22 protein-coding genes, 1 other RNA gene and 2 pseudogenes are annotated in these 24,170 nt (G+C 63.3%); 20 read left to right on the plus strand and 5 right to left on the minus strand.

Annotated elements, in window-relative coordinates:
- The first annotated feature begins 10 nt into the window (after positions 1-10).
- From K7B09_RS01010 to thiL, 5 genes and pseudogenes are all read left to right on the plus strand, one after another.
- Positions 11-613 carry a riboflavin synthase gene (locus K7B09_RS01010; protein ID WP_223625792.1) on the plus strand — a complete coding sequence of 201 codons (603 nt, stop codon included), beginning with the start codon at positions 11-13 and terminating at the stop codon, positions 611-613.
- Positions 610-1,747 (plus strand): annotated as a pseudogene (gene ribB, locus K7B09_RS01015) (3,4-dihydroxy-2-butanone-4-phosphate synthase); the annotation flags it as partial. The gene K7B09_RS01010 and the pseudogene ribB, both read left to right, overlap by 4 nt.
- Positions 1,747-2,223 (plus strand): 6,7-dimethyl-8-ribityllumazine synthase, encoded by a 477-nt coding sequence (gene ribH, locus K7B09_RS01020; RefSeq protein WP_223625799.1) that lies wholly within the window; start codon positions 1,747-1,749, stop codon positions 2,221-2,223. The pseudogene ribB and the gene ribH, both read left to right, overlap by 1 nt.
- Positions 2,220-2,678 carry a transcription antitermination factor NusB gene (nusB, locus tag K7B09_RS01025; protein ID WP_223625803.1) on the plus strand — a complete coding sequence of 153 codons (459 nt, stop codon included), beginning with the start codon at positions 2,220-2,222 and terminating at the stop codon, positions 2,676-2,678. The genes ribH and nusB overlap by 4 nt, the downstream gene beginning before the upstream one ends.
- Positions 2,679-2,701: 23 nt before the next feature.
- Positions 2,702-3,634, plus strand: a complete 933-nt coding sequence (gene thiL / locus K7B09_RS01030) for a thiamine-phosphate kinase (protein WP_223625805.1) — start codon at positions 2,702-2,704, stop codon at positions 3,632-3,634.
- On the opposite strand, the gene K7B09_RS01035 is transcribed toward thiL, so the two are convergent.
- From K7B09_RS01035 to K7B09_RS01045, 3 genes are read right to left on the minus strand one after another with little or no spacing between them, the layout of a single operon-like run.
- Positions 3,619-5,010: an FAD-binding oxidoreductase gene (locus K7B09_RS01035; protein WP_263296565.1), complete on the minus strand. Its 1,392-nt coding sequence runs from the start codon at positions 5,008-5,010 to the stop codon at positions 3,619-3,621. The two genes, thiL and K7B09_RS01035, sit on opposite strands and share 16 nt — an antisense overlap.
- A gap of 5 nt (positions 5,011-5,015) precedes the next feature.
- A complete protein-coding gene (locus tag K7B09_RS01040; RefSeq protein WP_223625808.1) occupies positions 5,016-5,399 on the minus strand; it encodes a YraN family protein in 384 nt (127 codons plus the stop codon).
- The gene (locus tag K7B09_RS01045) at positions 5,389-6,732 is read right to left on the minus strand and encodes a penicillin-binding protein activator (protein WP_223625811.1); all 1,344 of its coding nucleotides are present in this window, start codon (positions 6,730-6,732) and stop codon (positions 5,389-5,391) included. Before K7B09_RS01045 ends, K7B09_RS01040 begins: the two co-directional genes overlap by 11 nt.
- A gap of 68 nt (positions 6,733-6,800) precedes the next feature.
- Here K7B09_RS01045 and rsmI point away from each other — a divergent pair, with 68 nt between their 5' ends.
- On the plus strand, positions 6,801-7,625 hold the full coding sequence (gene rsmI, locus K7B09_RS01050; protein ID WP_223625814.1) for a 16S rRNA (cytidine(1402)-2'-O)-methyltransferase: 825 nt from the start codon (positions 6,801-6,803) through the stop codon (positions 7,623-7,625).
- 111 nt (positions 7,626-7,736) lie between these two features.
- Complete coding sequence (locus tag K7B09_RS01055) at positions 7,737-8,354, plus strand: DUF4126 domain-containing protein (protein WP_223625817.1); 618 nt, start codon at positions 7,737-7,739, stop codon at positions 8,352-8,354.
- A 56-nt stretch (positions 8,355-8,410) separates the two neighbouring features.
- On the opposite strand, the gene rnpB is transcribed toward K7B09_RS01055, so the two are convergent.
- Positions 8,411-8,779: RNase P RNA component class A (gene rnpB, locus K7B09_RS01060), an RNA gene on the minus strand.
- 13 nt (positions 8,780-8,792) lie between these two features.
- Complete coding sequence (locus K7B09_RS01065; protein WP_223625820.1) at positions 8,793-9,566, minus strand: NRDE family protein; 774 nt, start codon at positions 9,564-9,566, stop codon at positions 8,793-8,795.
- A 313-nt stretch (positions 9,567-9,879) separates the two neighbouring features.
- Here K7B09_RS01065 and mraZ point away from each other — a divergent pair, with 313 nt between their 5' ends.
- The 13 genes and pseudogenes from mraZ to ftsA all read left to right on the plus strand — a co-directional run bounded on the left by mraZ (position 9,880) and on the right by ftsA (position 24,149).
- Positions 9,880-10,326 carry a division/cell wall cluster transcriptional repressor MraZ gene (mraZ, locus tag K7B09_RS01070; RefSeq protein ID WP_223625823.1) on the plus strand — a complete coding sequence of 149 codons (447 nt, stop codon included), beginning with the start codon at positions 9,880-9,882 and terminating at the stop codon, positions 10,324-10,326.
- A pseudogene (gene rsmH, locus K7B09_RS01075) lies at positions 10,323-11,255 on the plus strand (16S rRNA (cytosine(1402)-N(4))-methyltransferase RsmH); the annotation flags it as partial. The gene mraZ and the pseudogene rsmH, both read left to right, overlap by 4 nt.
- A gap of 11 nt (positions 11,256-11,266) precedes the next feature.
- The gene (gene ftsL, locus K7B09_RS01080) at positions 11,267-11,533 is read left to right on the plus strand and encodes a cell division protein FtsL (RefSeq protein WP_263296568.1); all 267 of its coding nucleotides are present in this window, start codon (positions 11,267-11,269) and stop codon (positions 11,531-11,533) included.
- The gene (locus tag K7B09_RS01085) at positions 11,530-13,377 is read left to right on the plus strand and encodes a peptidoglycan D,D-transpeptidase FtsI family protein (RefSeq protein ID WP_317851742.1); all 1,848 of its coding nucleotides are present in this window, start codon (positions 11,530-11,532) and stop codon (positions 13,375-13,377) included. The genes ftsL and K7B09_RS01085 overlap by 4 nt, the downstream gene beginning before the upstream one ends.
- An 8-nt stretch (positions 13,378-13,385) precedes the next feature.
- The gene (locus tag K7B09_RS01090; RefSeq protein ID WP_223627684.1) at positions 13,386-14,861 is read left to right on the plus strand and encodes a UDP-N-acetylmuramoyl-L-alanyl-D-glutamate--2,6-diaminopimelate ligase; all 1,476 of its coding nucleotides are present in this window, start codon (positions 13,386-13,388) and stop codon (positions 14,859-14,861) included.
- Complete coding sequence (locus K7B09_RS01095; protein WP_223625826.1) at positions 14,858-16,246, plus strand: UDP-N-acetylmuramoyl-tripeptide--D-alanyl-D-alanine ligase; 1,389 nt, start codon at positions 14,858-14,860, stop codon at positions 16,244-16,246. Before K7B09_RS01090 ends, K7B09_RS01095 begins: the two co-directional genes overlap by 4 nt.
- Positions 16,236-17,321 carry a phospho-N-acetylmuramoyl-pentapeptide-transferase gene (mraY, locus tag K7B09_RS01100; RefSeq protein ID WP_223625829.1) on the plus strand — a complete coding sequence of 362 codons (1,086 nt, stop codon included), beginning with the start codon at positions 16,236-16,238 and terminating at the stop codon, positions 17,319-17,321. Before K7B09_RS01095 ends, mraY begins: the two co-directional genes overlap by 11 nt.
- On the plus strand, positions 17,321-18,664 hold the full coding sequence (gene ftsW / locus K7B09_RS01105; RefSeq protein ID WP_223625833.1) for a putative lipid II flippase FtsW: 1,344 nt from the start codon (positions 17,321-17,323) through the stop codon (positions 18,662-18,664). Before mraY ends, ftsW begins: the two co-directional genes overlap by 1 nt.
- A 26-nt stretch (positions 18,665-18,690) precedes the next feature.
- Positions 18,691-19,743 (plus strand): undecaprenyldiphospho-muramoylpentapeptide beta-N-acetylglucosaminyltransferase, encoded by a 1,053-nt coding sequence (murG, locus tag K7B09_RS01110; protein ID WP_223627687.1) that lies wholly within the window; start codon positions 18,691-18,693, stop codon positions 19,741-19,743.
- Positions 19,743-21,185, plus strand: a complete 1,443-nt coding sequence (murC, locus tag K7B09_RS01115) for a UDP-N-acetylmuramate--L-alanine ligase (protein WP_223625836.1) — start codon at positions 19,743-19,745, stop codon at positions 21,183-21,185. Before murG ends, murC begins: the two co-directional genes overlap by 1 nt.
- Positions 21,182-22,132 carry a D-alanine--D-alanine ligase gene (locus K7B09_RS01120; protein ID WP_223625839.1) on the plus strand — a complete coding sequence of 317 codons (951 nt, stop codon included), beginning with the start codon at positions 21,182-21,184 and terminating at the stop codon, positions 22,130-22,132. The genes murC and K7B09_RS01120 overlap by 4 nt, the downstream gene beginning before the upstream one ends.
- Complete coding sequence (locus K7B09_RS01125) at positions 22,129-22,917, plus strand: cell division protein FtsQ/DivIB (protein ID WP_223625842.1); 789 nt, start codon at positions 22,129-22,131, stop codon at positions 22,915-22,917. The genes K7B09_RS01120 and K7B09_RS01125 overlap by 4 nt, the downstream gene beginning before the upstream one ends.
- Positions 22,914-24,149 (plus strand): cell division protein FtsA, encoded by a 1,236-nt coding sequence (gene ftsA, locus K7B09_RS01130; protein ID WP_223625845.1) that lies wholly within the window; start codon positions 22,914-22,916, stop codon positions 24,147-24,149. The genes K7B09_RS01125 and ftsA overlap by 4 nt, the downstream gene beginning before the upstream one ends.
- The last annotated feature ends 21 nt before the right edge of the window (positions 24,150-24,170 follow it).

Consider the following 24,170-nt stretch of genomic DNA (forward strand, 5'->3'; position numbering starts at 1 on the left):
GAACGATGGCGTGTTTACCGGTTTGATCGAAGGCGTGGGCCGCTTGGCCGCACGCGAGCCGCGTGGCGGTGATGCACGCATGACCATTGACGTTGGGAGCCTGCCGTTTGCCGATGTGCAACTGGGCGAAAGCATTGCGGTCAATGGCTGTTGCCTGACGGTGGTCGAATTCGATGCCGCTTCGTTTGCAATCGATGCCTCGAATGAAACCCTGGCGCTGACCACGCTGGGCCAAATGACGATCGGTACGCCGGTGAATCTGGAACGCGCCATGCGGCCCACCGACCGCTTGGGTGGGCATTTGGTCAGCGGTCATGTGGACGGGCTGGCCACCGCCGTGCAGTGCTGGGACGATGCGCGTGCGGTGCGTTGGCGCTTCGCGTTGGCTAGGCCGCTGCTGCGCTATATCGCGCACAAGGGCTCGGTGTGCGTGGATGGCGTGAGCTTGACGGTGAATGTGGTGGATGACACCGGGTTTGATGTCGCGTTGATCCCGCACACCGTGGCACACACGGCATTTCATGCGCTGCAAGTGGGCACGCAGGTGAATATCGAAGTGGATTTGTTGGCGCGTTATGTGGAGCGCCTAAACGCGACAAAGGATTGGACATGAGCTTTGCAAGCATCCCGGAATTGCTGGACGAACTGCGTGCCGGCCGCATGATCGTGGTGGTGGACGACGAAGACCGCGAGAACGAAGGCGACCTGATCATGGCCGCCGAGTTGGTCAAGCCCTCCGACATCAATTTCATGGTGACCCACGCACGCGGGCTGGTGTGTTTGTCGCTGACCCGCGAGCGCTGCGCCCAGCTGGGGCTGAACCCGATGGTGCGCGACAACACCTCGCCGCACCACACCAACTTCACGGTCAGCATCGAGGCGGCCGAAGGCGTGACCACCGGCATCAGCGCGTACGACCGTGCGCATACGGTGCGCACTGCGGTGCGGCCCGATGCCAAGCCCGCCGATCTCAGTCAGCCCGGCCACATCTTCCCGCTGATGGCGCAGCCGGGCGGGGTGCTGAGTCGCGCCGGGCATACCGAAGCCACGGCGGATCTGGCGCTGCTGGCCGGATTCGAGCCGGCCGGCGTGTTGGTGGAAATCCTCAATCCCGATGGCAGCATGGCGCGCCGCCCGCAGTTGGAAGTGTTTGCGCGCGAACATGGCCTGAAGATTGGCTCGATCGAAGCCCTGATCCGCTATCGGCTGGAAACCGAGCACACGGTGGAGCGCATCGACAGCCGCAGCATCGATACCGACCACGGCAGTTTCACCTTGCACACCTACCGTGACCGTCTCAGTCGCGGGTTGCATTACGCGCTGGTGCGCGGTGAGATGGCGGGAACCGAGCCGGTGCTGGTACGGGTGCAACTGCAAAACCCGTTGGCCGATGCACTACATTGGCGGCGCGATGATTTTGGCCCACTGACCGGCGATGTGCTGGCGCTGCTGGCGGCCAGCGAACGCGGTGTGCTGGTGCTGTTGGGGGATGCGCCGGAGGCCGAGGCCACCTTGGCGCGCATGCGCCAGCAACCGGCAGCGGCGGCCTCGAAAGCCGGCGCGTTGGCGCAATGGCGGCGCAACGGTGCCGGTGCGCAAATCCTGGCCGATCTGGGCGCACGCCACCTGCGCGTGCTGGGCACCCCACGCCGACAAATTGGTTTGGCCGGCTACGGGCTGGAGGTGGTGGAATACGTGGCGCTGCCGGCGCGGTAAACTGCGCAACCGCCCAACCCCATGCCTGCCATGCCGCATTTCGAAGGCGACCTGCGCGTTCATCCCAACGCACGCTTCGCAATCATCGCCAGTCGCTGGAACCCGCGCATCACCGATGCGCTGGTGGATTCGGCGCGCCAGACGTTGGTTGCCAATGGCGTGGCCGAAGCGCAGGTGGATGTGGTGCGGGTGCCGGGCGCATGGGAATTGCCGGTGATCGCCCGCACGCTGGCGCAGGCCGACAGGCACGTCGCCATCGTGGCCTTGGGCTGCGTGGTGCGCGGGGATACCCGCCATTACCAACAAGTGGCCGATGGCGCATCCAACGGCTTGATGCAGGTGGCATTGGAATACGGCGTACCGGTGTTGAACGGCGTGCTGGCGGTCGAAACATTTGAAGACGCGTTGGCGCGTGCCGGCGGCAGTCATGGCAATAAAGGCGAAGAATGCGCATTGGTCGCCATCGAAATGGCTGATTTGCGCCGCAAGTTGCAGGAGCAAGCATGAACAAACAGCATCATCGCCGTCCCGATGGGATCGACCCCGTGGCCCGTTCGCGTTCGCGTCGACGTGCACTGCAAGCCATTTATGCGTGGCAAATCAACCACGCCGACGAGCGCGGCTTGATCGCCCAATTCGCGCACGAGCAAGCGCATGAAGTGGCCGATCTGGAGTACTTCGAAGACCTCGTGCGTGGCGTACTGCGCCATGTCGATGCGTTGGATACGGTGTTGGCGCCGCATCTGGATCGCGGCATCGACGAGGTGGACGCGATCGAGCGCGCGGCGCTGCGCATCGCCGCCTATGAGCTGAGCCATCGCCCGGATGTGCCGTATCGCGTGGTCATCAACGAAGCCATCGACTCCACCAAGCGCTTCGGCTCCGAACACGGCCACACCTACGTCAACGGCGTGCTGGACAAGGCCGCGGTGGCGCTGCGCGGTGTGGAAGTCAGGAAATAAGCACGCTTGCCGCAGCGCCGGTCATGCATGAGTTCGATCTGATCGCCCGCATCCGGGCGCGTGCCGCTCTGCGCGGTGACGTGGTGTTGGGCATTGGTGATGACTGTGCGCTGCTGGCGCCGCCGCCCGGCATGCAGTTGGCGGTGACCATGGACACCCTCAACGCCGGCGTGCATTTCCCCCCGGAAACGGCGCCGGCCGACATCGGCTGGAAGGCGCTGGCAGTGAACCTGTCCGACCTCGCGGCAATGGGCGCGGACCCTGCCTGGTGCACGCTGTCATTGTCGTTGCCCGAAGCAAGTGAAGACTTTATCGACGGGTTTTCCGATGGTTTTTTGAGCTTGGCGCAGCAACATGACGTCGCCTTGATCGGTGGCGACACCACACGCGGCCCGCTGTCGATTTCCGTCACGGCACACGGTTTGATCGAGCCCGACAGCGCGTTGCGGCGTGCGGGTGCGCAAGTAGGCGATGCGATTTGGGTCAGCGGCACGCTGGGCGATGCTGCCGGCGCACTGCGGCAATGGCAGGCCGGCGCGCCAATGGCGCCTGCCCTGCAGGCAAGGCTGGACCGGCCCACGCCGCGGGTGGCGCTGGGCCGCGCCTTGCGCGGGATCGCCAGCAGCGCCATCGACATCAGTGACGGCCTGTTGGCCGATCTGGCCCACGTCTGCCGCGCGAGTGGTGTGGGCGCACGGCTTGACGCACGGGCATTGCCGTCGAGTGCGGCGCTGCGTCAAGCGTTTGATGCCGCGACATGCTTGGCCCTGCAAGCCAGCGGCGGTGACGATTACGAACTGTGCTTTACCGCGCCGGCCGCGCAGCGGGATGTGATCCATGCGCTGTCGCAGACGTTGAATTTGCCGCTCACCCACATCGGTGAAATCGTGACGGGCACAGGCGTGTGTTGCGAGGATGTGGACGTGGCGGCAGCGGGTTATCAGCACTTCGCCTGACAGTCTTCCGGGAGTACTTTTCCCGGGTTCAAAATGCCATCCGGATCCAGTGCGTGTTTGATCGCCTGCATCGTGGCCAAGGTGGCGGCATCGAATGCCTGCGGCATGAAGTCGCGCTTGGCCAGTCCAATCCCGTGCTCACCGGACAACGCACCGCCCAGCGAAAGCGCCAGCTTGAAAATTTCCGGCAATGCGTTGTTGGCGCGTGCGGTCTCGCCGGGATCGTCCGGGTGGTACAGGATGTTGACGTGCAAGTTGCCATTGCCGGCATGGCCGAAGCAGACGATGGGCAGGGCGTAGTCTGCGGACAGCTGCTCGACGCCGGCCACCAGATCGGGGATGCGCGAGACCGGCACCACCACATCTTCATTGAGTTTGCCCGGTGCAATCGTGCGCAGCGCAGGTGACAGTGCACGCCGCGCCGCCCAGAGTGTGTCGCGGGCGATGCCGTCCTGTGCCACATCCATATCGATCAAGCCATCGCCTTCCGCGGCCGCGCCGAGTGCGGCAAGGGTGTCGGGCAATCCATCGACACTGCCATCGGCCTCGATCAGCAACATCGCGCCGGCATCGGGCACCGCGCTGCCGTTGTGGCGCAGCAGTGCAAGGCTGCGCTTGTCCATGAATTCCAGCATGGCCGGTTGCACCGGCTGCGCCATCAGCCGCGAGACGGCGGCGGCGGCCGCGCTGGCATCGCGATAGAACGCACGCAAGCCGGCCTGCGCGTGTGGGTGTGGTACAAGTTTCAGCGTGGCTTCCACGATCAAGGCCAGCGTGCCTTCGCTGCCAATCAACAGATGCGTGAGGTCATAGCCCGACGAACACTTGGTGTATGCGCCGCCAGCGCGGATCAGTTCGCCCGCACCGGTGACGGCGACCACGCCCAACACGTTGTCGCGGGTGGCTCCGTATTTCACCGCGCGTGGGCCACCGGCATTGGTGGCCAGGTTGCCGCCCACGGTGCAGCTTTCGAAACTGGACGGATCCGGCGGCCAGAACACGCCGTGCGCGTGCAGTGCGGCTTGCAGATCGCCATTGCGCACACCCGGTTCCACCACCACGCAGCGATCTTCGGGGCGGATGTCGAGAATGCGATTCATGCGTGAAAACGACAGCGCAATCCCGCCGCTGACCGGCACCGCAGCGCCGGTGGTGGCGGTACCCGCACCCCGCGCCACGATGGGGATGTGGTGCGCACGACACGCACGCACAATGGCTTGCACCTGTTCGCGGGTACTCGGCAAGGCGACCGCTTCGGGCGGTTGATGGCCACGCGAATCATCGCTGGCATGCGCTTCACGGGTGGCGGGATCCACGCGCCAGCCGTCGCCCAGCAGGGCAGAGAGTTCAGCGATAAAAGCGGCAGGCAGCGGCATCGGTATCAACACTCATCGGCGCGAAACGCATCGCGCAACCAGTCCAGTTGTGGTGCGGCCGGGTCGCCGCTGGCGGCGACCACATCGAACCGGCAGGGGGCATTGGCGTGTTGTGGATGTCGCAACAACCACAGCTGCGCGGCGTGTACCAGTTTGCGCCGCTTGCTGGCATCCACCGACATCGCACTGCCGCCGAACCCGGCGCTGGCGCGGTAGCGTACTTCCACAAACACCACGCTGCTGGCATCGTGCATCACCAAATCCAGTTCACCGCCGCGGCTTTGCGCATTGCGCGCCAGCAGTTGCAGCCCGTGGGCTTGCAGGTGCTGCAGCGCTGCGGTTTCCACCGCATCGCCCCGCGCACGTCGATCAAGCGACTCAGCGGGCACCGTCAGCCAATGGCACGGCAATGCCACCCGAAAAGCGCGACCACGCCGGCCGCCGCAGCACATTGCCAAAGCCGTCCAGGCTCAGTTGCCCGGTGGCGCCGCGAATGCTGGCATTGGGTTGCTGCGCAAGGTGCTCCAGATAGGCGGTGAGCCGCCACGCATCCACGCCAAACGCAAACAAGCGTGCGGCCGGGCCTTTGGCCGTATCCACCTGGCTGGCCACGCTGGCTTGCGAAGGCAGGCCTTGCACGTTGCGGATCAACCACGGTTCGGTGGGGAAGATGGTGCCATCCAGCGCCATATCGTCGGCCGGCTTGCCGGTGCCCGAGGTGATTTGCGAGCTGGCATAGCGCGGCAATTGCAGCAGATTGGCCAGCGCCAACTGCGGGATCGCGCTGCGCGCCTGCGGGCCTTTCAGCACCAGCAGCACCGCATCCGGTGCGTGGGTTTGCGCCAGTTGCGCCAAGGCATCGCTCATCTGCGCGCTGTAGCCAAGACTGGCGATTACCTTGACGCCACGGCGTTCCAGTTGCGCCTTGGCGGCGTCACGGGTACGCCGCTGCGAATCTTCATTGCCGGCAATCAGCAACACGTGCTGGCTGCCACGCTCGATCAAGGCCTGCGCCAAGCTGATGCCCTCATCTTCGGGCGACAGCGAAAACGCGGCGCTGCCGGCTGCCGGTGCGTGCGTGCCGCGATTGAGCGCCAGCAGTGGCAGCGGCGGCTCATCGGCAAATACGGCATCCACCTCGTCGCGCCCCAACGGGCCCACGGCAGCGTCATTGCCATCGGTCGCGGCGCGCGCCAGCGCCGCTTTCACACCCGCAGCGGTGTCGTAGAAGCGCAGGCTTGGGCGACGCCGGGATTCGCCGTAATAGCCGGCCAAATAGCCATCGCGCACGGCGTCCGCCACGGCGGCCTGATTGCCGGACAGCGGCAATAGCACCGCCACCTTCAGCGGCGGGCGGTAGCCATCGTTATCGGCGGCAGGACGATTGGCCTGGCCAAACGAAGTGCCACCACGTTCGAATGGATGCGGCAACGGCAAGCCGCGCCGCAGCAGCACGCGCCCGGCAAAGGTGTACAGCGGATCGCCCGCCGGCAATTTGGCGGCATCCCGGGCCAAGGTGGCATCGTCCAATTGCGCCAGCAATTGTTCGATCGCCTCGTTGTTGTCGCGCTTGGCCTTCCCCGTCAAGCTGGCGTGGCCGGCGGCCAAGGCCTGCGCTTGCAGCGTGGCAGCGGCGAAGGCGGGTGGTGGAGGCGCTTTCGGCGGCGCACTTGCGCAACCGGCCAACACCAACAACAAGACAAGCAATAGAGGACGCATCATGGCCACAGGCTTGGGGGCGCGTTGGGGAACCGGCTACGATTCTACCTGCGCCCACGCCAAAGACAGCCATGCACGTCTCCGGAACCCTCTTCGTTGTTGCCACCCCCATCGGTAATTTGGGCGATATCAGCCCGCGTGCGCTGGAAACCTTGAAGACAGTGGCGGCAATCTGCGCCGAAGACACCCGCCATACCCGCCAGTTGTTGGCGCATTTCGGCATGGAGCGGCCCTTGATTGCGCTGCATGACCATAACGAAGATGGCCAATCCGCGCAGTTGGTGGCGCGCTTGCAGGCCGGTGACAGCTTGGCCCTGGTGTCCGATGCCGGCACACCCTTGGTGTCGGATCCTGGGTTCCGGCTGGTGCGCGCCGCGCGCGAGGCCGGCATCAAGGTCAGCCCGGTGCCCGGTGCCAGCGCCCTGATCGCTGCGCTCAGCGTGGCCGGCCTGCCCAGTGATCGCTTCGTGTTCGAAGGTTTTTTGCCGGCCAAGCCCAAGGCCCGCCGCGAACATTTGGCCAGCTTGGCATCGGAAACACGCACGTTGATTTTTTATGAGTCGTCGCACCGCATCGAAGACACCCTGATCGATGCGGTTGCCGCGTTTGGTGGCGAACGCCGCGTGGTGCTGGCGCGTGAGCTCACCAAACTGTTTGAAACCGTGCTGGACGGCAGCATGCTTGCCGTGCAGGCGCAGGTGGCCGCCGACCCCAACCAGCGCAAAGGCGAGTTTGTGCTGCTGGTGCAAGGCACCAGTGAGGATGCCGATGCCAGCATCACCGAAGGCCGCCGTCTGTACGCCAAACTCAGCGAGCACCTGCCGCCGTCTACCGCCGCCAAACTGGCCGCAGAACTGTCCGGCGCGCCGCGCAAGGCGTTGTATGGGGCGGAGTGAGAGCGCGTTTGATCGGCGTCGCGTGCAAGCAGGCCGGGGTGGGGTGACCGCATTCCGCACTTGCCACTGGTGAAGCCCCAACCGGGCGGTTGTTTCTGCTACAACACGCACATGAACGAAGCGCATCTGTTCGTGATTGGTCTGTTGCTGGCGTGGTTGTCCGGGATTCGTGCGTATTTGACCGTGTTCGGGGTAGGTCTGGCGGGCGTGCTGGGTTGGGTAGAGCTGCCGTCGGCACTGCAGGCTACGCAGTCGCCGTGGGTGTTAGGCACCTGCGGTGCGTTGGCGGTGGTGGAGTTCTTTGCCGACAAAATTCCGGGTGTGGATTCGGTTTGGGACCTGCTGCAGACATTGGCACGGATTCCGGCGGGTGCCTTTCTCGCAGCTGCTACCCTTTCACCGGACGGGCATCTGGGTGCGGGCGTGCTGGCGCTGGGGGGCGGTGCGGCCTTGCTCAGTCATGGCCTGAAGTCGGGTGTGCGGGCGATGCTCAACACCTCTCCCGAGCCATTCAGTAATGGGGTGGTGTCGCTGGTCGAGGACGGGCTGGTGGTGGGTACGCTGTCGCTGGCCGTTGCGCATCCGTGGCTGGCGCTGGGGCTTGGGGTGGGAGTGAGCCTGCTGCTGGCCGTGTGCGTGTGGCTGCTGTGGCACTGGGCATGGCGAGGGCTACGCTGGTTGGGCCGAGCGGCAACCAGCACACCGGGCAATCAGCCGCCGTTGCGCTGACGGTTGCCGAAAATCCTGAGTCACTTGGCCGGGGCGTGCCTTGATTGGAAATCAGTTGGCGGAGCCGGCCGATAAGCCGGGTTCTGTTCGACGCTTGCGCGCCGCGGCAGTCATTCCTCTAGGCGCATGGTCACCCATACGCTCAAGCAACCTACCCGGAGGCTCTGCGGGTCGCATCAACGCCTCCCTATTTGGTCTTGCTCCCGGTGGGGTTTGCCGTGCCGGTCTGTTGCCAGACTCGCGGTGCGCTCTTACCGCACCATTTCACCCTTGCCACGCACATCTTGCGATGCCGTTCGGCGGTATCTTTCTGTTGCACTGTCCGTCGGCTTATGCCGCCCAGGCGTTACCTGGCACCGTACCCTGTGGAGCCCGGACTTTCCTCGGCATCGGTTACCCGATGACGCGACTGCCTGGCCGACTCCGCCAGTGGCCATTCTACGTGCTGGCAAGCGTGCTGTCGTGCAGTACGGTTTCGCCGGCGAACACGCCGCCCGGTCCGAAGCGGCGCTCGAAGATGCTGCCGTGTCCGGCGTGATCGACCAGGATCACGGTGCAGGCGCGGGTGCCATAGTCGGTGCCACGTACAAATGCGGCGGACAGCCGCCGTTCCAGCGCAAGGTCAATCCCGGTGTGCGGCAAGTCGGCATCGTCGGCAATGCGCTCATCGGCCAATGCCTGCCACAGGGGCTGTAAATCGGTTTGCGCGCTGCGTGCCCAGTCTTCCAGCACGGTGCATAGGCGGCGAGTCTTCGGCCACGGCGCGTCCAATGGGCCGTTGGAGATGCCGTGCACGCCGTCGGTGAGTTGGGTGGCGCGGCCCGATGCTGGGGGGCCAATATGTGCGCAGGTGTGGGTATCGGCCACGATTAGGTTGAAGGGGGCGTACTGGTCGGCAATCTGCGCAACGGCTTGTGCGTGGCTGAGTGCATCGGTGTTGCCGGTCAGGAATTGGATGGGCAGGTCACCGCGTGATGGGCCAGTGAACGGCTGTGCCGAGCCATCACGCAAGTTGGTGACTACCGCCACACGGCCGTTTCGGCCCAGCCCCATCCAGGTGCCGCCGGCACGCAGGTCACGCCCGGCCAGCACCGGTGCATCGGGCCATGCAGCCAGTGCGGCGGTGGGGCGCGGGTGGAATTCGTCGCGATTGCCGACCATGACCAGCCGCCAGCGGGGGTGACGATTGCAGGCGAAGGCGACCAGGCACATTGGCGCATTGTGCCCGCACTTTGGCTATTCATTTTTTGCAATGCAGCATCGGCATCGTCAACGCCTATCCGCGAATCGGAAGTGAGACGGAGTGTGTGAAATCTTAAAAATTGAGACGAAACAGTTGCTTGTGGAAAAAGCTTGAACAACTTCTTGAAGTTTGCTGCAAGTCATTGACCGCGCTTGAGAAATTTCCTGCCAGCGAGTGTTGACACCCGGTGATTGCCTGCTAAGGTGGCGCTTCGTGGGAAAACCGGGGAAATTGTGGTTTTCTCGGGTTGAACGCCGTAGCAGTCGGGGCAAATAGACGGGCATGTTCCAAGGCGAAACCGCCATCACGATCGACGATAAGGGCCGGCTGGCAATCCCGACGGCTTATCGGGATCTGATTGCGCGCGAATCGGGGAATCGCCTGGTCGTTGCATACAACATCTTCGATGCCGGATGCCTGTGGATTCTGCAGCACGCCAAGTGGGAGGCGTTGCGCGACCAGCTCAACGCCAAAGGCATGAAGACCGCGCAAGCGCGTACCTTGCGCCGCAAATTGGTGGCGGCTGCGGCCATCGTTGAGCCGGATGGGAATGGCCGGATTTCGATTCCGGCCAGTCTGCGCGCCACCGCCGGGATCGAGCGCAAGGCGGTGTTGCTGGGCAATGGCGACAGTTTCGAGTTGTGGAGCGAGCAGGCTTATCAGGAACAGATGCGGCAGTCGTTGGGTGATGCCGATTTGGATGACGACCTGCTGGATCTTCCGTTGTGAGCGGGGTGGGCGCGGGCAACGCCGCCGCCCATCTCCCGGTGTTGTTTGCCGAGGTCATGGATGGGCTGGCAGTGAGGGCCGATGGAACCTATCTGGATGGCACGTTTGGGCGGGGTGGGCACGCCCGTGGAGTGTTGCAGCGGCTGGGGCCGCAAGGACAGTTGTTGGTGATGGACAAGGATCCGGAGGCGATTGCGGTGGCCATGCAGTTGGCCACCGTGGATGCGCGCCTGCACTGGCGGCGCGGCAGTTTTGCCGAGCTGGCGCAGTGGTCCGCCACCGCCAGGGGGTTGGATGGGATATTGCTGGATCTGGGGGTGTCGTCACCGCAATTGGATGTGGCCGCGCGCGGGTTCTCGTTCGGCAAGGACGGCCCGTTGGACATGCGCATGGATCCGGAGACCGGTGAAAGCGCGGCGCAGTGGTTGGCGCATGCTTCGGAAAAAGACATTGCGGATGTGTTGTGGGTTCATGGCGAAGAGCGCCAGAGCCGACGAATTGCACGAGCGATCGTGGCACGGCGTGCGCAGGAGCCGCTGCTGCGCACCGCGCAGCTGGCTGATCTGATCGCAAGCGTGATGCCGCGTGGCGATAGCAAGACGCACCCGGCGACTCGCAGCTTCCAGGCCATTCGCATTCACATCAACCGCGAGTTGTCTGATCTTGAAGCGGGGCTGGACGCCGCGCTGCAGCAACTCAAGCCCGGTGGGCGGCTGGCGGTGATCAGTTTTCATTCGCTGGAAGACCGCATCGCCAAGCAATTCCTGTTGCGGCATGCCAAAGCGCCGCCGGCCAATCGGCGGATGCCGGTGGAGGTCGCCTTCACGCCCACGCTCAAGCTGGTGGGGGGCGCACAGAAGGCCAGCGCAGCCGAGCTTGCGACTAACCCGCGTGCGCGCAGTGCGGTGCTGCGGGTGGCCGAAAAATTGCAGGTGGCGGCATGATTCGCGGCCTGCTGCTGACCGTGCTGGTGCTGGCCAATATCGCCACGGCGCTGTTGATCGTACGCAACCGGCATGAACATCGACAGGCCTTCGTGGCCTTGACCCGGTTGGAAAAGGCGCGGGACACCTTGAACATCGAATTCGGGCGCTTGCAGTTGGAGCAGGCCACGTGGGCGGAAAGTAATCGCGTTGATCAAGTGGCGCGTGTGCAACTGGGCATGGTGTTCCCGCGCACCGAAGATACCGTGGTGCTGCGTCGATGAAACGTGTTGATAAACGCCCGCGTTGGTTTGCTTGGGGCGCACGCCGCGAGCGCGGGAATGCGCAATCTGATTTGCGCAAACGCTTGCTGTTGGTGTGCAGCTTTCTGGGTCTGGCTTCGGTCGGCTTGTTGGCGCGCGCGCTGAACCTGCAGGTCATCAACCATGCGTTCTACCAAGAGCAGGGTGATGCGCGTTTCTTGCGTGATCTGCCAATCGCCACCTCGCGCGGGATGATCACCGACCGCAATGGCGAGCCGCTGGCAATTTCTTCGCCGGTGGAATCCATTTGGGCCAACCCCAGGGAATTGCTGAAATCACCGGCGCGCCTGCCGGCGTTGGCGCAAGCATTGGGGATGCCGCAAGACGAGTTGGCGCAGCGTTTGAGTACGCGCGCCGGCAAAGAGTTCGTATATCTCAAGCGGCGCATTAATCCGGATGAGGCCGCGCGCATTCTGGCGCTGGAGATTCCCGGCGTGGCCAGCCAGCGCGAATACCGTCGCTTTTATCCACAGGGTGAAATGCTGGCGCAGGTGCTGGGCTTCACCAGTATTGACGATCGTGGCCAGGAAGGGCTGGAGCTGGCGTTTGACGATTGGCTCAGCGGTACGCCGGGGGTCAAACGTGTGATTCGCGACAACAAGGGGCGCATCGTTGAAAACGTGGATCTGGTGCGTGCCGCGCAACCGGGCCGCGAATTGACCCTGAGCATTGATCGCCGCATCCAGTATTTGACCCACCGCGAGCTGCGCAATGCGATCAGCGAAACCGGTGCGGCCAGTGGCTCGGCCGTGGTGCTGGATGTGGCCACCGGCGAGGTGTTGGCGATGACCAATTTCCCCACCTTCAACCCCAATGCAGTGGGCAGCAGTCCACGCGATGCGCACCGCAATCGTGCCGTGACCGATTTGCTGGAACCGGGTTCGACCATGAAGCCGATCACGGTAGCCGCCGGGTTGGAAGCCGGGGTGATTACGCCGCAAACCCTGTTCAACACCAGTCCTGGCTGGATTGCCAACGGCAAATACCGCACCACAGACACCCATAACTATGGCGTGTTGGACACCACCGGCATCATTCGCAAAAGCTCGAACGTGGGTGCATCGCTGGTAGCCAAGCGCTTGACCGATGCGCAATTCAACAACTTCCTGCGCCGCTTCGGCTATGGCAGCTCCACGCATAGCGGGTTCCCAGGCGAAGCCGCAGGTTTGTTTCCGCAGCCGGATCGTTGGAGCGGCACCAGCAAGCAAACCATGAGCTATGGCTATGGTCTGAGCGTGACCCCGTTGCAGATTGCCACTGCTTACGCGGCATTGGGCAATGGCGGATTGCTGCACCAGCCGAGCTTCGTGAAGGATCAACACAATCCGCCCAAGCGCGTATTGGACGAGAACATCGCGCATGAAGTGTTGCGGATGATGCAGACCGTGACCGAGCCGGGCGGCACCGCCACCCAAGCGGCGATTCTGGGCTATCACGTGGCGGGCAAAACCGGTACTTCGCGCAAGGCCAGCGCGGGCGGTTATTCGCGGCGCTACATCGGGTATTTCGCCGGCTTGGTGCCGGTCGATCATCCGCGCTTTGCGATGGTGGTGGCGGTCAACGATCCCGACCCGTCGCGCAAGGGTTACTACGGCGGCGTGGTGGCAGGCCCGGTGTTTCGGAGCACGATGGAAGGCGCGCTGCGCTTGATGGATGTGGCTCCCGACAATCTGGATGCATGGTTGGCGGTGCAAGATGCCGCCGAGGCCAAACGTGCCAAGGCGGCAGGTCATGCGGCACCGCAGTTGGCCAGTGTCGCCCCGGCTGCCACGAGCAAGCTGCCAGCACCTGGGGGTGTGCAATGACTCACAGCATGTTGCTGCGCGAATTGCTGCCTGAACTGGAAAGCCTGTCGGCCGATCTTGCGATCACCGGGCTGGTGCAAGATAGCCGTGAAGTGCAGCCAGGCAATGCCTTTGTGGCGATTGCCGGTTTTGGTGCGCACGGCCTGAATTTTGTCGATGCAGCGCGTGCCGCCGGTGCCAGCGCGGTGTTGTTCGAACCGCCGGCACCAGAGGCGCTGCCGGCACCGGCCGATGCGATTGCGGTGCCTGGCTTGCGTGCACGCATGGGCGCGATGGCCGATCACTTTCACGGTCATCCCAGCGCCGAGATGACCACGGTGGGTGTCACCGGCACCAATGGCAAAACGTCCACCGTGCAATTGCTGGCGCAGGCATGGACGTTGCGCGGGCAATCGGTAGGCACCCTGGGCACCTTGGGCAGCGGCATTTGGCCAAAGACCGTGCCGACCGGTTTCACCACGCCGTTGGTGCTGCGCCTGCATGCACTGCTCGCCGAGTTGCGTGATGAGGGCGCGTCGGCGGTGGCGATGGAAGTGTCCTCGCATGCGCTGGATCAAGGCCGCGTGGATGGTGTGCATTTCGATGTCGCGGTGTTCACCAATCTCACCCGCGACCATCTGGACTATCACGGCGACATGGCCAACTACGGTGCAGCCAAGCGCAAATTGCTGGAATGGCCGGGGCTGCGTGCGGCGACGGTCAATCTGGATGATGCGTTTGGCCGTGAATTGCACGCAGCGGTCAGTGGCAAGGTGCGCGTCTTCGGGTTTTCCTCACGCGGGGCTGCCGGTGCCAGTGTGCGCGCGGAGGATGTGGTGTTGGACGCTAGCGGCATCCGCTGCATGCTGCATGCGGGTGGTCAGGCGCATCCGGTGCGCTCGCCGCTGCTGGGCCGTTTCAATGTCGATAATCTGCTGGGTGTTGCCGCCACCTTGTATGCGCTGGACATGGCACCGGCATTGATTGCCGAAACCCTGTCGCAATTGCTGCCGGTGGATGGACGCATGAATCGCCTTGGCGGTGATGTGTCCGAGTCCGGTGCGGCATTGCCCCTAGTGGTGGTGGACTACGCGCACACCCCCGACGCACTGGAGCAGGCGCTGGCATCGCTGCGTGCGCATGTCGAAGGTCGGCTCATCTGCGTATTCGGGTGTGGCGGTGAGCGTGATACCGGCAAGCGTCCGCAAATGGCTGCGATTGCCGAGCGTTTGGCCGATGTGGTGATCGTTACCGACGACAACCCGCGGCATGAGGATGGTGATGGGATTGTGGCCGACATCCTGGCCGGCTTTGCGCAGACTGCACAGGTGATGGTGCTGCGCGATCGCGCTGCCGCTATCACCCAGGCACTCGGACACGCCGGTGCTGGCGATGTTGTACTGATTGCCGGCAAGGGCCACGAGTCCTACCAGGATGTGGCTGGTGTGAAACATCCGTTTGACGACGCGCAGGTCGCGCGCGCACTGCTGCGGAGGCGTGCATGAAGCCGCGCGCGCTGGGGTGGATCGCCGCGGTCACTGGCGGCAGCTTGCAAGGTGCCGATGGTTGGGTGGATGCAGTGGCCATCGATACACGTGCATTGCCATCGCAAGGGCAGCCCTTGTTTGTCGCATTGAAAGGGGAAAATTTCGATGGCCATGCGCATCTGCAGGCGGCGGCCAATGGTGGTTGCGTAGCGGCATTAGTCGCCCATCCAGTGGATGCCAACATTACGCAAATCATCGTGCCCAATACCGAGCGTGCACTGGCCGATCTTGCCGCGGCAGCACAGCGCGAACGCAGCACCAAGGTGCTGGCCGTGACCGGCAGCAACGGCAAGACATCGGTCAAGACCTTGCTGCTGTCGATCCTGAATCAGCTGGGCGGCGCATATGCCAACCCGGGCAACCGCAACAACGAAATCGGGTTGCCACTGGCGGTGCTGGATGCCCCCGAAGATGCCCGTTTTGCGGTGTACGAAATGGGGGCAGGCAAGCCTGGCGACATTGCTTATCTCACCGCGATTGCGCGCCCCGACGTGGCTTTGGTCAACAACATCGCTCCGGCACATCTGGAGCGCATGGGTAGCTTGCTGGGCGTAGCGCAGACCAAGGGTGCGATTTACACCGCATTGGCCGACGATGGTGTGGCCGTGGTCAATGCCGATGATGCGTTCGCACTGCATTTCCTGGAAGGCTTGCACGGCAAGCGGGTGCTGAAATTCGGCTTGGATACGGTGGCCGATGTCAGTGCGCGTGATGTGCGCAGCACGCCCCAGGGCTCGCAGTTCGTGCTGACTACAGGTGCGGGTGAAATTGCCATCACGCTGCCCATGCCCGGTCGCCATAACGTGCGCAACGCGTTGGCGGCAGCCGCGATGGCGCTGGCGGCAGGTGCCACGCTGGCGCAGGTGCAGGCCGGATTGCAGGCCGTGCAGCCGGTGGCAGGACGCTTGATTGCACATCGGCTCAGCACCGGTGCGATGCTGGTGGACGACAGCTACAACGCCAACCCAGGCTCCGTCGCTGCGGCTATCGATACCTTGGTCAGCGGTGATGGCGAAGCGTGGTTGGTGCTGGGTGATATGCGTGAATTGGGCGCCGATGCGCTGTTGCTGCATGCGCAAGCGGGGCAGCAGGCGAAAGCCGCCGGCATTGCCCGGCTGTTCACGCTGGGGCCACTGAGCGCACATGCCGCCAACGCGTTCGGCGCAGATGCGCAGCAGTTTGACAGCCATGCCGCATTGACGGCTGCACTAGGCAGTGCATTGCATGCAGGGGTGACGGTGCTGGTGAAAGGCTCGCGTGGCAGCGCGATGGACAAGATTGTGACCGCGCTGTTGGCGCGTGATGCCGAAAGCGGCAAGGAGAACACCACCGATGCTGCTTGAACTCACACGCTGGCTGGAGCAGTTGCACGGCCATTTCAACCTGTTCAACTACCTGACGTTCCGCGCCATTCTGGCGGCGCTGACCTCGCTGGCGTTTTCGCTGTGGTGGGGGCCGCGGATGATTCGCTATCTGGCCACGCTCAAGGGTGGCCAGCCGATTCGCAAGGATGGCCCGCAGTCGCATTTCTCCAAAGCCGGCACGCCCACCATGGGTGGCGCGCTGATTCTGTCTTCGATCACCGCCACCGTGCTGCTGTGGGGTGATCTGCGCAACAAATATGTGTGGGTGGTGCTGGTGGTGATGTTGGGCTTCGGCGCCATTGGTTGGGCCGATGACTGGATCAAGATCGTCAAGCGCGACCCCAATGGCATGCGCTCGCGCACCAAGTACGCATTGCAATCGGTGCTGGGTTTGGCGGCCGGGATCTATTTGTTCGCGTTCGCCGATGTGCCGGCGGCGACCACCTTCTATGTGCCGTTATTCAAATCCATTGCACTGCCGATGGCGGGTATCGGGTTTGTGGCGATTGCCTATTTCTGGATTGTCGGGTTTTCCAACGCGGTCAACCTGACCGATGGCCTGGATGGCCTGGCGATCATGCCCACCGTGCTGGTGGCCTGCGCGCTGGGCGTGTTCGCGTACGCCTCGGGCAACGCCACCTTCGCCCAATACCTGCAAATCCCGCGGGTGCCGGGTGCGGGTGAGCTGATCATTATCTGCACCGCGATTGCCGGTGCCGGGCTTGGGTTCTTGTGGTTCAACACCTATCCGGCAATGGTGTTCATGGGCGATATCGGCGCGCTGGCGCTGGGCGCCGTGCTGGGCACCATCGCGGTGATCGTGCGCCAGGAATTGGTCTTGGTGCTGATGGGCGGGATTTTCGTGATCGAAACCCTGTCGGTGATGATCCAGGTGGCCAGCTTCAAGCTCACCGGCAAGCGCGTGTTCCGGATGGCACCGATCCATCACCACTTCGAACTGAAAGGCTGGCCGGAGCCACGCGTGATCGTGCGCTTCTGGATCATCAGCGTGGTGCTGGTATTGATCGGGCTTGCCACGTTGAAGGTGCGCTGATGAACGCTGTCGGGATGGACAACGTGCGACAGGCCACGCGCCACGATGAAATCAGTGGCCGCTTTGACCCGTGGCTGATGGCGGCGATGGTGATGCTGGCCAGTTTGGGCTTGGTAATGGTGGGCTCGGCGGCGATTGCCGGAGGCGGCCAAAACGCAGGGCCGTGGTACTTCCTGAGCCGGCACGTCGTGTTCATGAGTTGCGGGTTGATCACAGCGCTGCTGGTGATGCGCGTGGAGCTGAAGACCGTCGAAAAATACAGCCAATGGCTGCTGCTGGGCTGCTTTCTGGTGCTGGCAATGGTGTGGTTGCCGTTTGTGGGCAAATCCGTCAATGGCGCACGCCGTTGGATCTATCTGGGGCCCGCCGGCTTTCAAGCGGTTGAAATGGTGAAAGTGTTTTACATCATCTGGCTGGCCAGCTATTTGAAGCGCTACAACGAAGACGTGGCGGTGAAGTGGTACGGCATGTTGAAGCCGGCGGGCGTGGTGGTGCTGTTGGTGGGGATGTTGCTGATCCAGCCCGACTTTGGTTCATCGGTGCTGCTGCTGGGCATCACTGCCTGCATGCTGGTGCTGGGTGGCGCGCCAATCAAGCGCCTGATCGCGCCAGTGACCGTTTTGCTGCCGATCTTGGCAGCGCTGGTGTATTTCGAGCCGTATCGCATGCGCCGCGTGACGTCGTTCATGGACCCGTGGCAAGACCAATTGGGTGCGGGCTATCAGCTCAGCAATGCACTGATGGCGATTGGTCGCGGCGAATGGTTCGGTGTGGGCCTGGGCGCATCGGTGCAAAAGCTGTCGTACCTGCCGGAAGCGCATACCGACTTCATTTTTTCGGTGACCGCCGAAGAACTGGGGTTGGTCGGCGTGTGCGCGGTGATTGGCTTGTACGTGCTGTTGGCCGGGCGTGCGTTTTGGTTGGGCCTGAAATGCGTGGAGATGAAGCGGCATTTTTCCGGCTATCTGGCATTTGGCATTGCGCTGTGGATGGCGCTGCAAAGTCTGGTGTCGATGGGCGTCAATCTGGGCGTGTTGCCGACCAAGGGGCTGACCTTGCCGCTGGTGTCGTACGGTGGCTCCAGTGTGTTGATGACCTGTGCCGCGATGGGCCTGCTATTGCGCGTGTCCTATGAGTACGATCGTGCCGCACGACAGGTAGCCATTCGTCGTGGGGTGTCGAATGCGGCATCGGTGGGCGTACCGCCACTGGTTGCGCAGCCGCTGACATCGGCGCAGGACAATGCTCGCGCAGCCTCGCGCTTGCGCCAGCGGATCGAGCCCATGGTGGGCAAGCCCTCAGTTGAATCGGCGGCGATGGCCGCAATGCGGAGGGCGCGTTGAGCGCGCATGCACCCCTGATTCTGGTGATGGCCGGTGGGACTGGCGGCCATATTTTCCCGGGCCTTGCGGTCGCGCAGGCGTTGCGTGCGCGGGGTGCGCAAGTGCACTGGCTGGGGGCCGATGGCGGCATGGAAACGCGCTTGGTGCCACCGCAGGACATCGCCATCGACACCATTGCGGTGAAAGGTGTGCGCGGGAAAGGTCTGTTGACCATGTTGGGTGCGCCGCTGCGCGTACTCAGTGCGGTGCGTGCGGCAGCGCGTGTACTGAAACTGCGCAAGCCCGATGCGGTGATCAGCTTCGGCGGCTATGCCGCAGGCCCCGGTGGTTTGGCGGCCCGCTTGGCCGGAATTCCGCTGCTGGTGCATGAACAAAATCGTGCTGCCGGCATGACCAATAAAACATTGGCGAAATTCGCACGGCAGGTCTTGGTGGGATTTCCGCAAACCTTCGCCAGGGAAACATTGGTGGGGAATCCGGTCCGCACCGCGATTGCCCAAGTCGATCCGCCCGAGCAGCGCGACTTCGCGCACGCGGGTGCATTGCGCTTGCTGGTGCTGGGTGGCAGCCAAGGTGCACGGGCCTTGAATACGGCGGTGCCACAAGCCGTGGCTGCATTGGGGCTGCCGGTGCAGGTGGTGCATCAAGCCGGGGAAAAGATGCTGGACGATGCCCGCAATGCGTATGCCGATGCTGGCGTGGCAGCGCATGTCGAGCCGTTTATCGCCGACATGGCCGGTGCCTATGCGTGGGCAGATCTGGTGGTGTGTCGCGCCGGTGCGCTGACACTGGCGGAGTTGTGTGCGGTGGGTGTCGGCAGTGTGTTGGTGCCGTTCCCGCAGGCGGTGGATGACCACCAAACCCGCAATGCCGAATATCTTGTGGAGCGCGGTGCTGCACTGCTGCTACCGCAGTCCGCGCAACTGTCGGCGCAACTGCAGGCGGTATTGGCCGAGCTGTGCGCCGATCCGCAAAAACGTCTTTCGATGGCATGCGCTGCGCGTGCGTTGGCACGCCCCGATGCCGCCGACCGCGTGGCCGATGCCGTGCTTGCAACCCTGATCAAGGAGGCCGCGTGATGGCCGTCAATCGCCTGCATCTGCAAGGCATCAATGCGCCTGCGCAGGCCTTCCCGCAGGTGCACTTCGTCGGCATCGGCGGGGTGGGCATGAGCGGCATTGCCGAGGTCATGTGCACGCTGGGCTATCAAGTCAGCGGCTCCGACAATGCCGACAATGCAGTCACCAAGCGGCTGGCCTCGCTTGGTATCGTCATCTATCAAGGCCATGCGTCGGCCAATGTACTGGACGCCGATTGCGTGGTGGTGTCCAGCGCGATCAAGCCAGACAATCCGGAATTGCTGGAAGCGCGCGCGCAACGCATCCCGGTGGTGCCGCGTGCGGAAATGCTGGCCGAATTGATGCGCTTCAAGCGTGGAGTGGCAGTGGCCGGCACCCACGGCAAGACCACCACCACCTCACTGACCGCCAGCGTGCTGGCCGAAGGCGAGCTCGATCCCACCTTCGTGATCGGGGGCAAGTTGCTTGCCGCCGGTGCCAATGCGCGGTTGGGCAAAGGTGATTGGTTGGTGGCCGAAGCCGACGAGAGCGACGGCAGCTTCCTGCGCCTGAATCCGGTGGTCGCGGTCATCACCAATATCGATGCCGACCATCTGGAAAATTACGGTGGCGATTTCGAGCGGGTCAAGCAGGCGTTTGCCGAGTTCCTGCATCGCCTGCCGTTTTATGGGTTGGCCGTGCTGTGCATCGACGATGACGAAGTGGCGCAGCTGGCCCACGCTACGCCACGCCATATCGTTACCTATGGCTTCTCGCACGAGGCCGACGTGCGTGCTGCCGACATCCGGCAACAAGGCGCGCGCATGCACTTCACCCTGTGCCTGCCGGATGGTTCGCGCACGGCTTGCACGTTGGCGTTGCCGGGCCGCCACAACGTGCAGAACGCATTGGCCGCCGCAGCAATCGGTTGGCAGCTGGGCGTGCCGAATGCGGCGATTGCACGCGCATTCGAAAAATTCGAAGGCATTGGCCGCCGCTTCAACCAACTGGCCAAGTTGACGTTGGCACAAGGTGGCGAAGTGGCATTGGTTGATGACTACGGCCATCACCCGAAAGAATTGGCCGCAGTGTTTGCCGCCGCGCGTGGCGGCTGGCCGGATAAGCGTTTGGTGGTGGCGTTTCAACCGCATCGCTATTCGCGTACACGGGACTTGTTCGATGAATTCGCCGCTGTGTTGTCGAGTGTCGATGCGCTGGTGTTGACCGAGGTGTATCCCGCCGGCGAAGCACCGATTGCGGGTGCCGATGCGAAGTCGTTGGCGCGTTCCATCCGTACCCGCGGACGGGTCGATCCGGTGGTGGTGAGCGCGGCCAGCGAATTGCGCACGGTATTGCCGGGCGTCTTGCACGATGGCGACCTGTTGTTGCTGATGGGCGCCGGTGACATTGGCGCTGCTGCGCAGTTGATTGCGCGCGAAGGTTTGCAAGGAGCGGGGGCATGACCGTTACCCACAGCCATCGTCCACGCGGGAATGACCCGCAGGTATTTGGCCGCGTTGCAGTGTTGATGGGCGGCAGCAGCAGCGAGCGCGAAGTGTCGCTGGATTCTGGCCGCAACGTGCTGGACGCATTGCGTGCACGCGGTGTCGATGCGCATCCGGTGGATGGCATTCCGGCCTTGCTGGATGCCTTGGTGCATGGCCAATTTGATCGCGTGTTCAACATCCTGCACGGCAACAAGGGTGGTGGTGAAGACGGCGTGTTGCAAGGTTTGTTGCAAGGCTTCGAAGTGCCGTATACCGGTTCTGGCGTGCTGGGTAGTGCGCTGACCATGGACAAGATCCGCACCAAGCAAGTGTGGCTGAGTGCCGGCTTGCCCACGCCGCGGTATCGGCGTTTGCAAGCAGGTGCCGATTTGCGTGCGGCGGCGTTGGCACTGGGCTTGCCGGTGTTCGTCAAGCCATCCAGCGAAGGCTCCAGTGTGGGTGTGGCGCGGGTAGAAACGCTGGACGATATCGATGCCGCCATCGCGGTTGCACGCGGCTACGGCGGTGAGATGTTGATGGAACAAATGGTCATCGGTGATGAACTGACCGTAGGCATTTTGGGCGCGCAAGCACTGCCCTCAATCCGCATCGTACCCAAGGGGGGTTGGTACGACTACAACGCCAAATACATCGCCGAAGACACCCAGTACCTGTGTCCTGGGCTGGACGTCGCAGAAGAAATCGCGATTGGTCAGTTGGCAGTGGATGCATTCCTTGCCGCAGGTTGCAGTGGCTGGGGACGAGTGGATGTGATGCGTGACCGCAGCAGCGGCAAGTTGCTGTTGCTTGAGGTCAACACCGCGCCGGGCATGACCAGTCACTCGCTGGTACCAAAGGCCGCCCGTCAACTCGGCATCAGTTTTGAAGACCTGTGTTGGATGATCCTGGAGCAGACCTTGTGAAAGCTTTGCTGCGCCCCTTGGCTTGGCTGCTGGCGGTAGCGCTGATCGCGCTGCCGGTGGTGGCTGTGGTCGAAGGGTGGATGGGCGCGGCGCATTGGCCGCTGCGCACCTTGCGGGTGACCGGGCCGCTGCAACGGGTGGATCGTGTGCAACTGCAGGCGGTGGTGATGCCACTGGCGCAGCGCGGTTTTTTTGCGGTGGAGTTGGGCCAGGTGCAGCAAGCGGTCAATCGCCTGCCGTGGGTAGAGCAGGCGGAAGTTCGCAAGCACTGGCCGGATGTGCTGGAAGTGCGGATTCGCGAATTCAAACCGGTCGCACGCTGGGGCGCTACACGCCTGTTATCCGAGAATGGACGCTTGTTCCCGGCCGGGAAATTGCAGCTGCCCGCAGGTTTGCCGCTGTTGGATGGTCCGGAAGCCCGGGTGCCGGAAGTAGTGGCGTTGTATCACCAGGCGCAACAGCAACTGGTCAATGCGGGCGGGGTGCTGGGCGTGGCGCTGGATCGGCGCGGCAGTTGGTCAGTCACCCTGCACGATGGTACCCAACTGGTGTTGGGCCGCAATGATGCACAGTTGCGCATGGAGCGCTTTGCTGCGCTGTTGCCGAACTTGCTTGCGCAAAACAACATGCGCCGTTTGCAGCGCGCCGACCTGCGTTACACCAACGGCTTTGCACTCACTTGGGCTGTGCCCGAGACACTCCATCCCAGCCGCAGTGGCGCAGCCGGCACCCAATCGCCGCGCAGCGCACCCTCATCCACATCTCATCACGGCTCCAACACATGAATCGCAAGGGCGACAAATCGCTGATCGTCGGGCTCGACATCGGCACCTCCAAGGTCACCGCACTGGTCGGCGAATACGCACCGGGTGAGCCGATCGAGGTGATCGGTATCGGCTCGCATGAATCGCGCGGGCTGCGCCGTGGGGTGGTAGTGGATATCGACTCCACCGTGCAATCCATCCAGCGCGCAGTGGAAGAGGCCGAGCTCATGGCCGGCTGCGAAGTCAGCAGTGTGTATGCCTCGATTTCAGGTAACCACGTGCAGTGCAAAAATTCGCCAGGGATCGTGCCGATTCGCGATGGCGAAGTCACCCACGCCGATCTTGAGCGCGTGCTGGAGGCAGCCAAGGCCGTCGCCATCCCGGCCGATCAGAAAATCCTGCACGCCATTCCCCGCGAGTATGTGCTGGATGATTCGCAGGAAGGCATCCGCAATCCCGTGGGCATGACCGGCGTGCGCCTGGAAGTGCACGCGCATTTGGTCACTTGTGCGCAGTCGGCGGCGCAGAACATCAGCAAGTGTGTGCAGCGTTGCGACTTGCAGGTGGATGAGCTGGTGTTGTCTTCACTGGCCTCCAGCACGGCAGTGTTGACCAGTGATGAAAAAGAGCTGGGCGTGGTGATGGTGGACATGGGCGCGGGTACCACCGACATCGCCGTGTTCATGCAAGGCGCGATCTGCCATACCGCGAATTTGGCGATGGCCGGCGACAAAGTCACCGAAGACATCGCGCATATGTTGCGCACGCCAACACCGCATGCCGAAGACATCAAGGTCAAATACGCCTGCGCGCTGGTGCAGTATGCGCGCGCCGAAGAGAGCATCCAGGTGGAAAGCGTGGGCGACCGGCCGCCGCGCCGGATGCCGCGGCAAGCCCTGGCGCAGGCGGTACAGGCACGTTACGAAGAAATTTTCGAAATGGTGCAGGCGGAGTTGCGGCGCAGTGGTTTCGAGCAACGCGTACGTGCAGGCATGGTGCTGACCGGCGGCGCAGCCAAGATGGAAGGGGTGGTGGAGTTGGCCGAAGAGATGTTGCAAATGCCGGTGCGCATCGGCATTCCGCAGCACGTGACCGGCTTGGGTGAAGTGGTGGGCAACCCGGTGCATGCCACCGGCGTGGGCTTGTTGCTGATGGGCGCGCAGATGGAACACCCCAAGCGCCCGACCCTTCCCACCGGCAAGGTTGGTGGCTTGATCGGCAAGGCATTGAAGTGGTTCCGCGGCGAGTTTTGACATGCGATGAAGTCGAGCGGT

It is taken from the genome of Thermomonas beijingensis (assembly GCF_020034655.1).
In the GTDB taxonomy this organism is placed as follows: Bacteria; Pseudomonadota; Gammaproteobacteria; order Xanthomonadales; family Xanthomonadaceae; genus Thermomonas; species Thermomonas beijingensis.

What these genes read in the sequence shown, in the direction of transcription:
- K7B09_RS01065 (WP_223625820.1), bottom strand. Translation starts at nt 9,566, where the DNA reads ATGTGCCTGGTCGCCTTCGCCTGCAATCGTCACCCCCGCTGGCGGCTG.
- thiL (WP_223625805.1), top strand. Translation starts at nt 2,702, where the DNA reads ATGCATGAGTTCGATCTGATCGCCCGCATCCGGGCGCGTGCCGCTCTG.
- murG (WP_223627687.1), top strand. Translation starts at nt 18,691, where the DNA reads ATGGCCGGTGGGACTGGCGGCCATATTTTCCCGGGCCTTGCGGTCGCG.
- K7B09_RS01095 (WP_223625826.1), top strand. Translation starts at nt 14,858, where the DNA reads ATGAAGCCGCGCGCGCTGGGGTGGATCGCCGCGGTCACTGGCGGCAGC.
- K7B09_RS01090 (WP_223627684.1), top strand. Translation starts at nt 13,386, where the DNA reads ATGTTGCTGCGCGAATTGCTGCCTGAACTGGAAAGCCTGTCGGCCGAT.
- murC (WP_223625836.1), top strand. Translation starts at nt 19,743, where the DNA reads ATGGCCGTCAATCGCCTGCATCTGCAAGGCATCAATGCGCCTGCGCAG.
- K7B09_RS01035 (WP_263296565.1), bottom strand. Translation starts at nt 5,010, where the DNA reads ATGCCGCTGCCTGCCGCTTTTATCGCTGAACTCTCTGCCCTGCTGGGC.
- K7B09_RS01045 (WP_223625811.1), bottom strand. Translation starts at nt 6,732, where the DNA reads ATGATGCGTCCTCTATTGCTTGTCTTGTTGTTGGTGTTGGCCGGTTGC.
- rsmI (WP_223625814.1), top strand. Translation starts at nt 6,801, where the DNA reads ATGCACGTCTCCGGAACCCTCTTCGTTGTTGCCACCCCCATCGGTAAT.
- K7B09_RS01085 (WP_317851742.1), top strand. Translation starts at nt 11,530, where the DNA reads ATGAAACGTGTTGATAAACGCCCGCGTTGGTTTGCTTGGGGCGCACGC.
- ftsW (WP_223625833.1), top strand. Translation starts at nt 17,321, where the DNA reads ATGAACGCTGTCGGGATGGACAACGTGCGACAGGCCACGCGCCACGAT.
- mraZ (WP_223625823.1), top strand. Translation starts at nt 9,880, where the DNA reads ATGTTCCAAGGCGAAACCGCCATCACGATCGACGATAAGGGCCGGCTG.
- ribH (WP_223625799.1), top strand. Translation starts at nt 1,747, where the DNA reads ATGCCGCATTTCGAAGGCGACCTGCGCGTTCATCCCAACGCACGCTTC.
- nusB (WP_223625803.1), top strand. Translation starts at nt 2,220, where the DNA reads ATGAACAAACAGCATCATCGCCGTCCCGATGGGATCGACCCCGTGGCC.
- K7B09_RS01120 (WP_223625839.1), top strand. Translation starts at nt 21,182, where the DNA reads ATGACCGTTACCCACAGCCATCGTCCACGCGGGAATGACCCGCAGGTA.
- K7B09_RS01055 (WP_223625817.1), top strand. Translation starts at nt 7,737, where the DNA reads ATGAACGAAGCGCATCTGTTCGTGATTGGTCTGTTGCTGGCGTGGTTG.
- ftsA (WP_223625845.1), top strand. Translation starts at nt 22,914, where the DNA reads ATGAATCGCAAGGGCGACAAATCGCTGATCGTCGGGCTCGACATCGGC.
- ftsL (WP_263296568.1), top strand. Translation starts at nt 11,267, where the DNA reads ATGATTCGCGGCCTGCTGCTGACCGTGCTGGTGCTGGCCAATATCGCC.
- mraY (WP_223625829.1), top strand. Translation starts at nt 16,236, where the DNA reads ATGCTGCTTGAACTCACACGCTGGCTGGAGCAGTTGCACGGCCATTTC.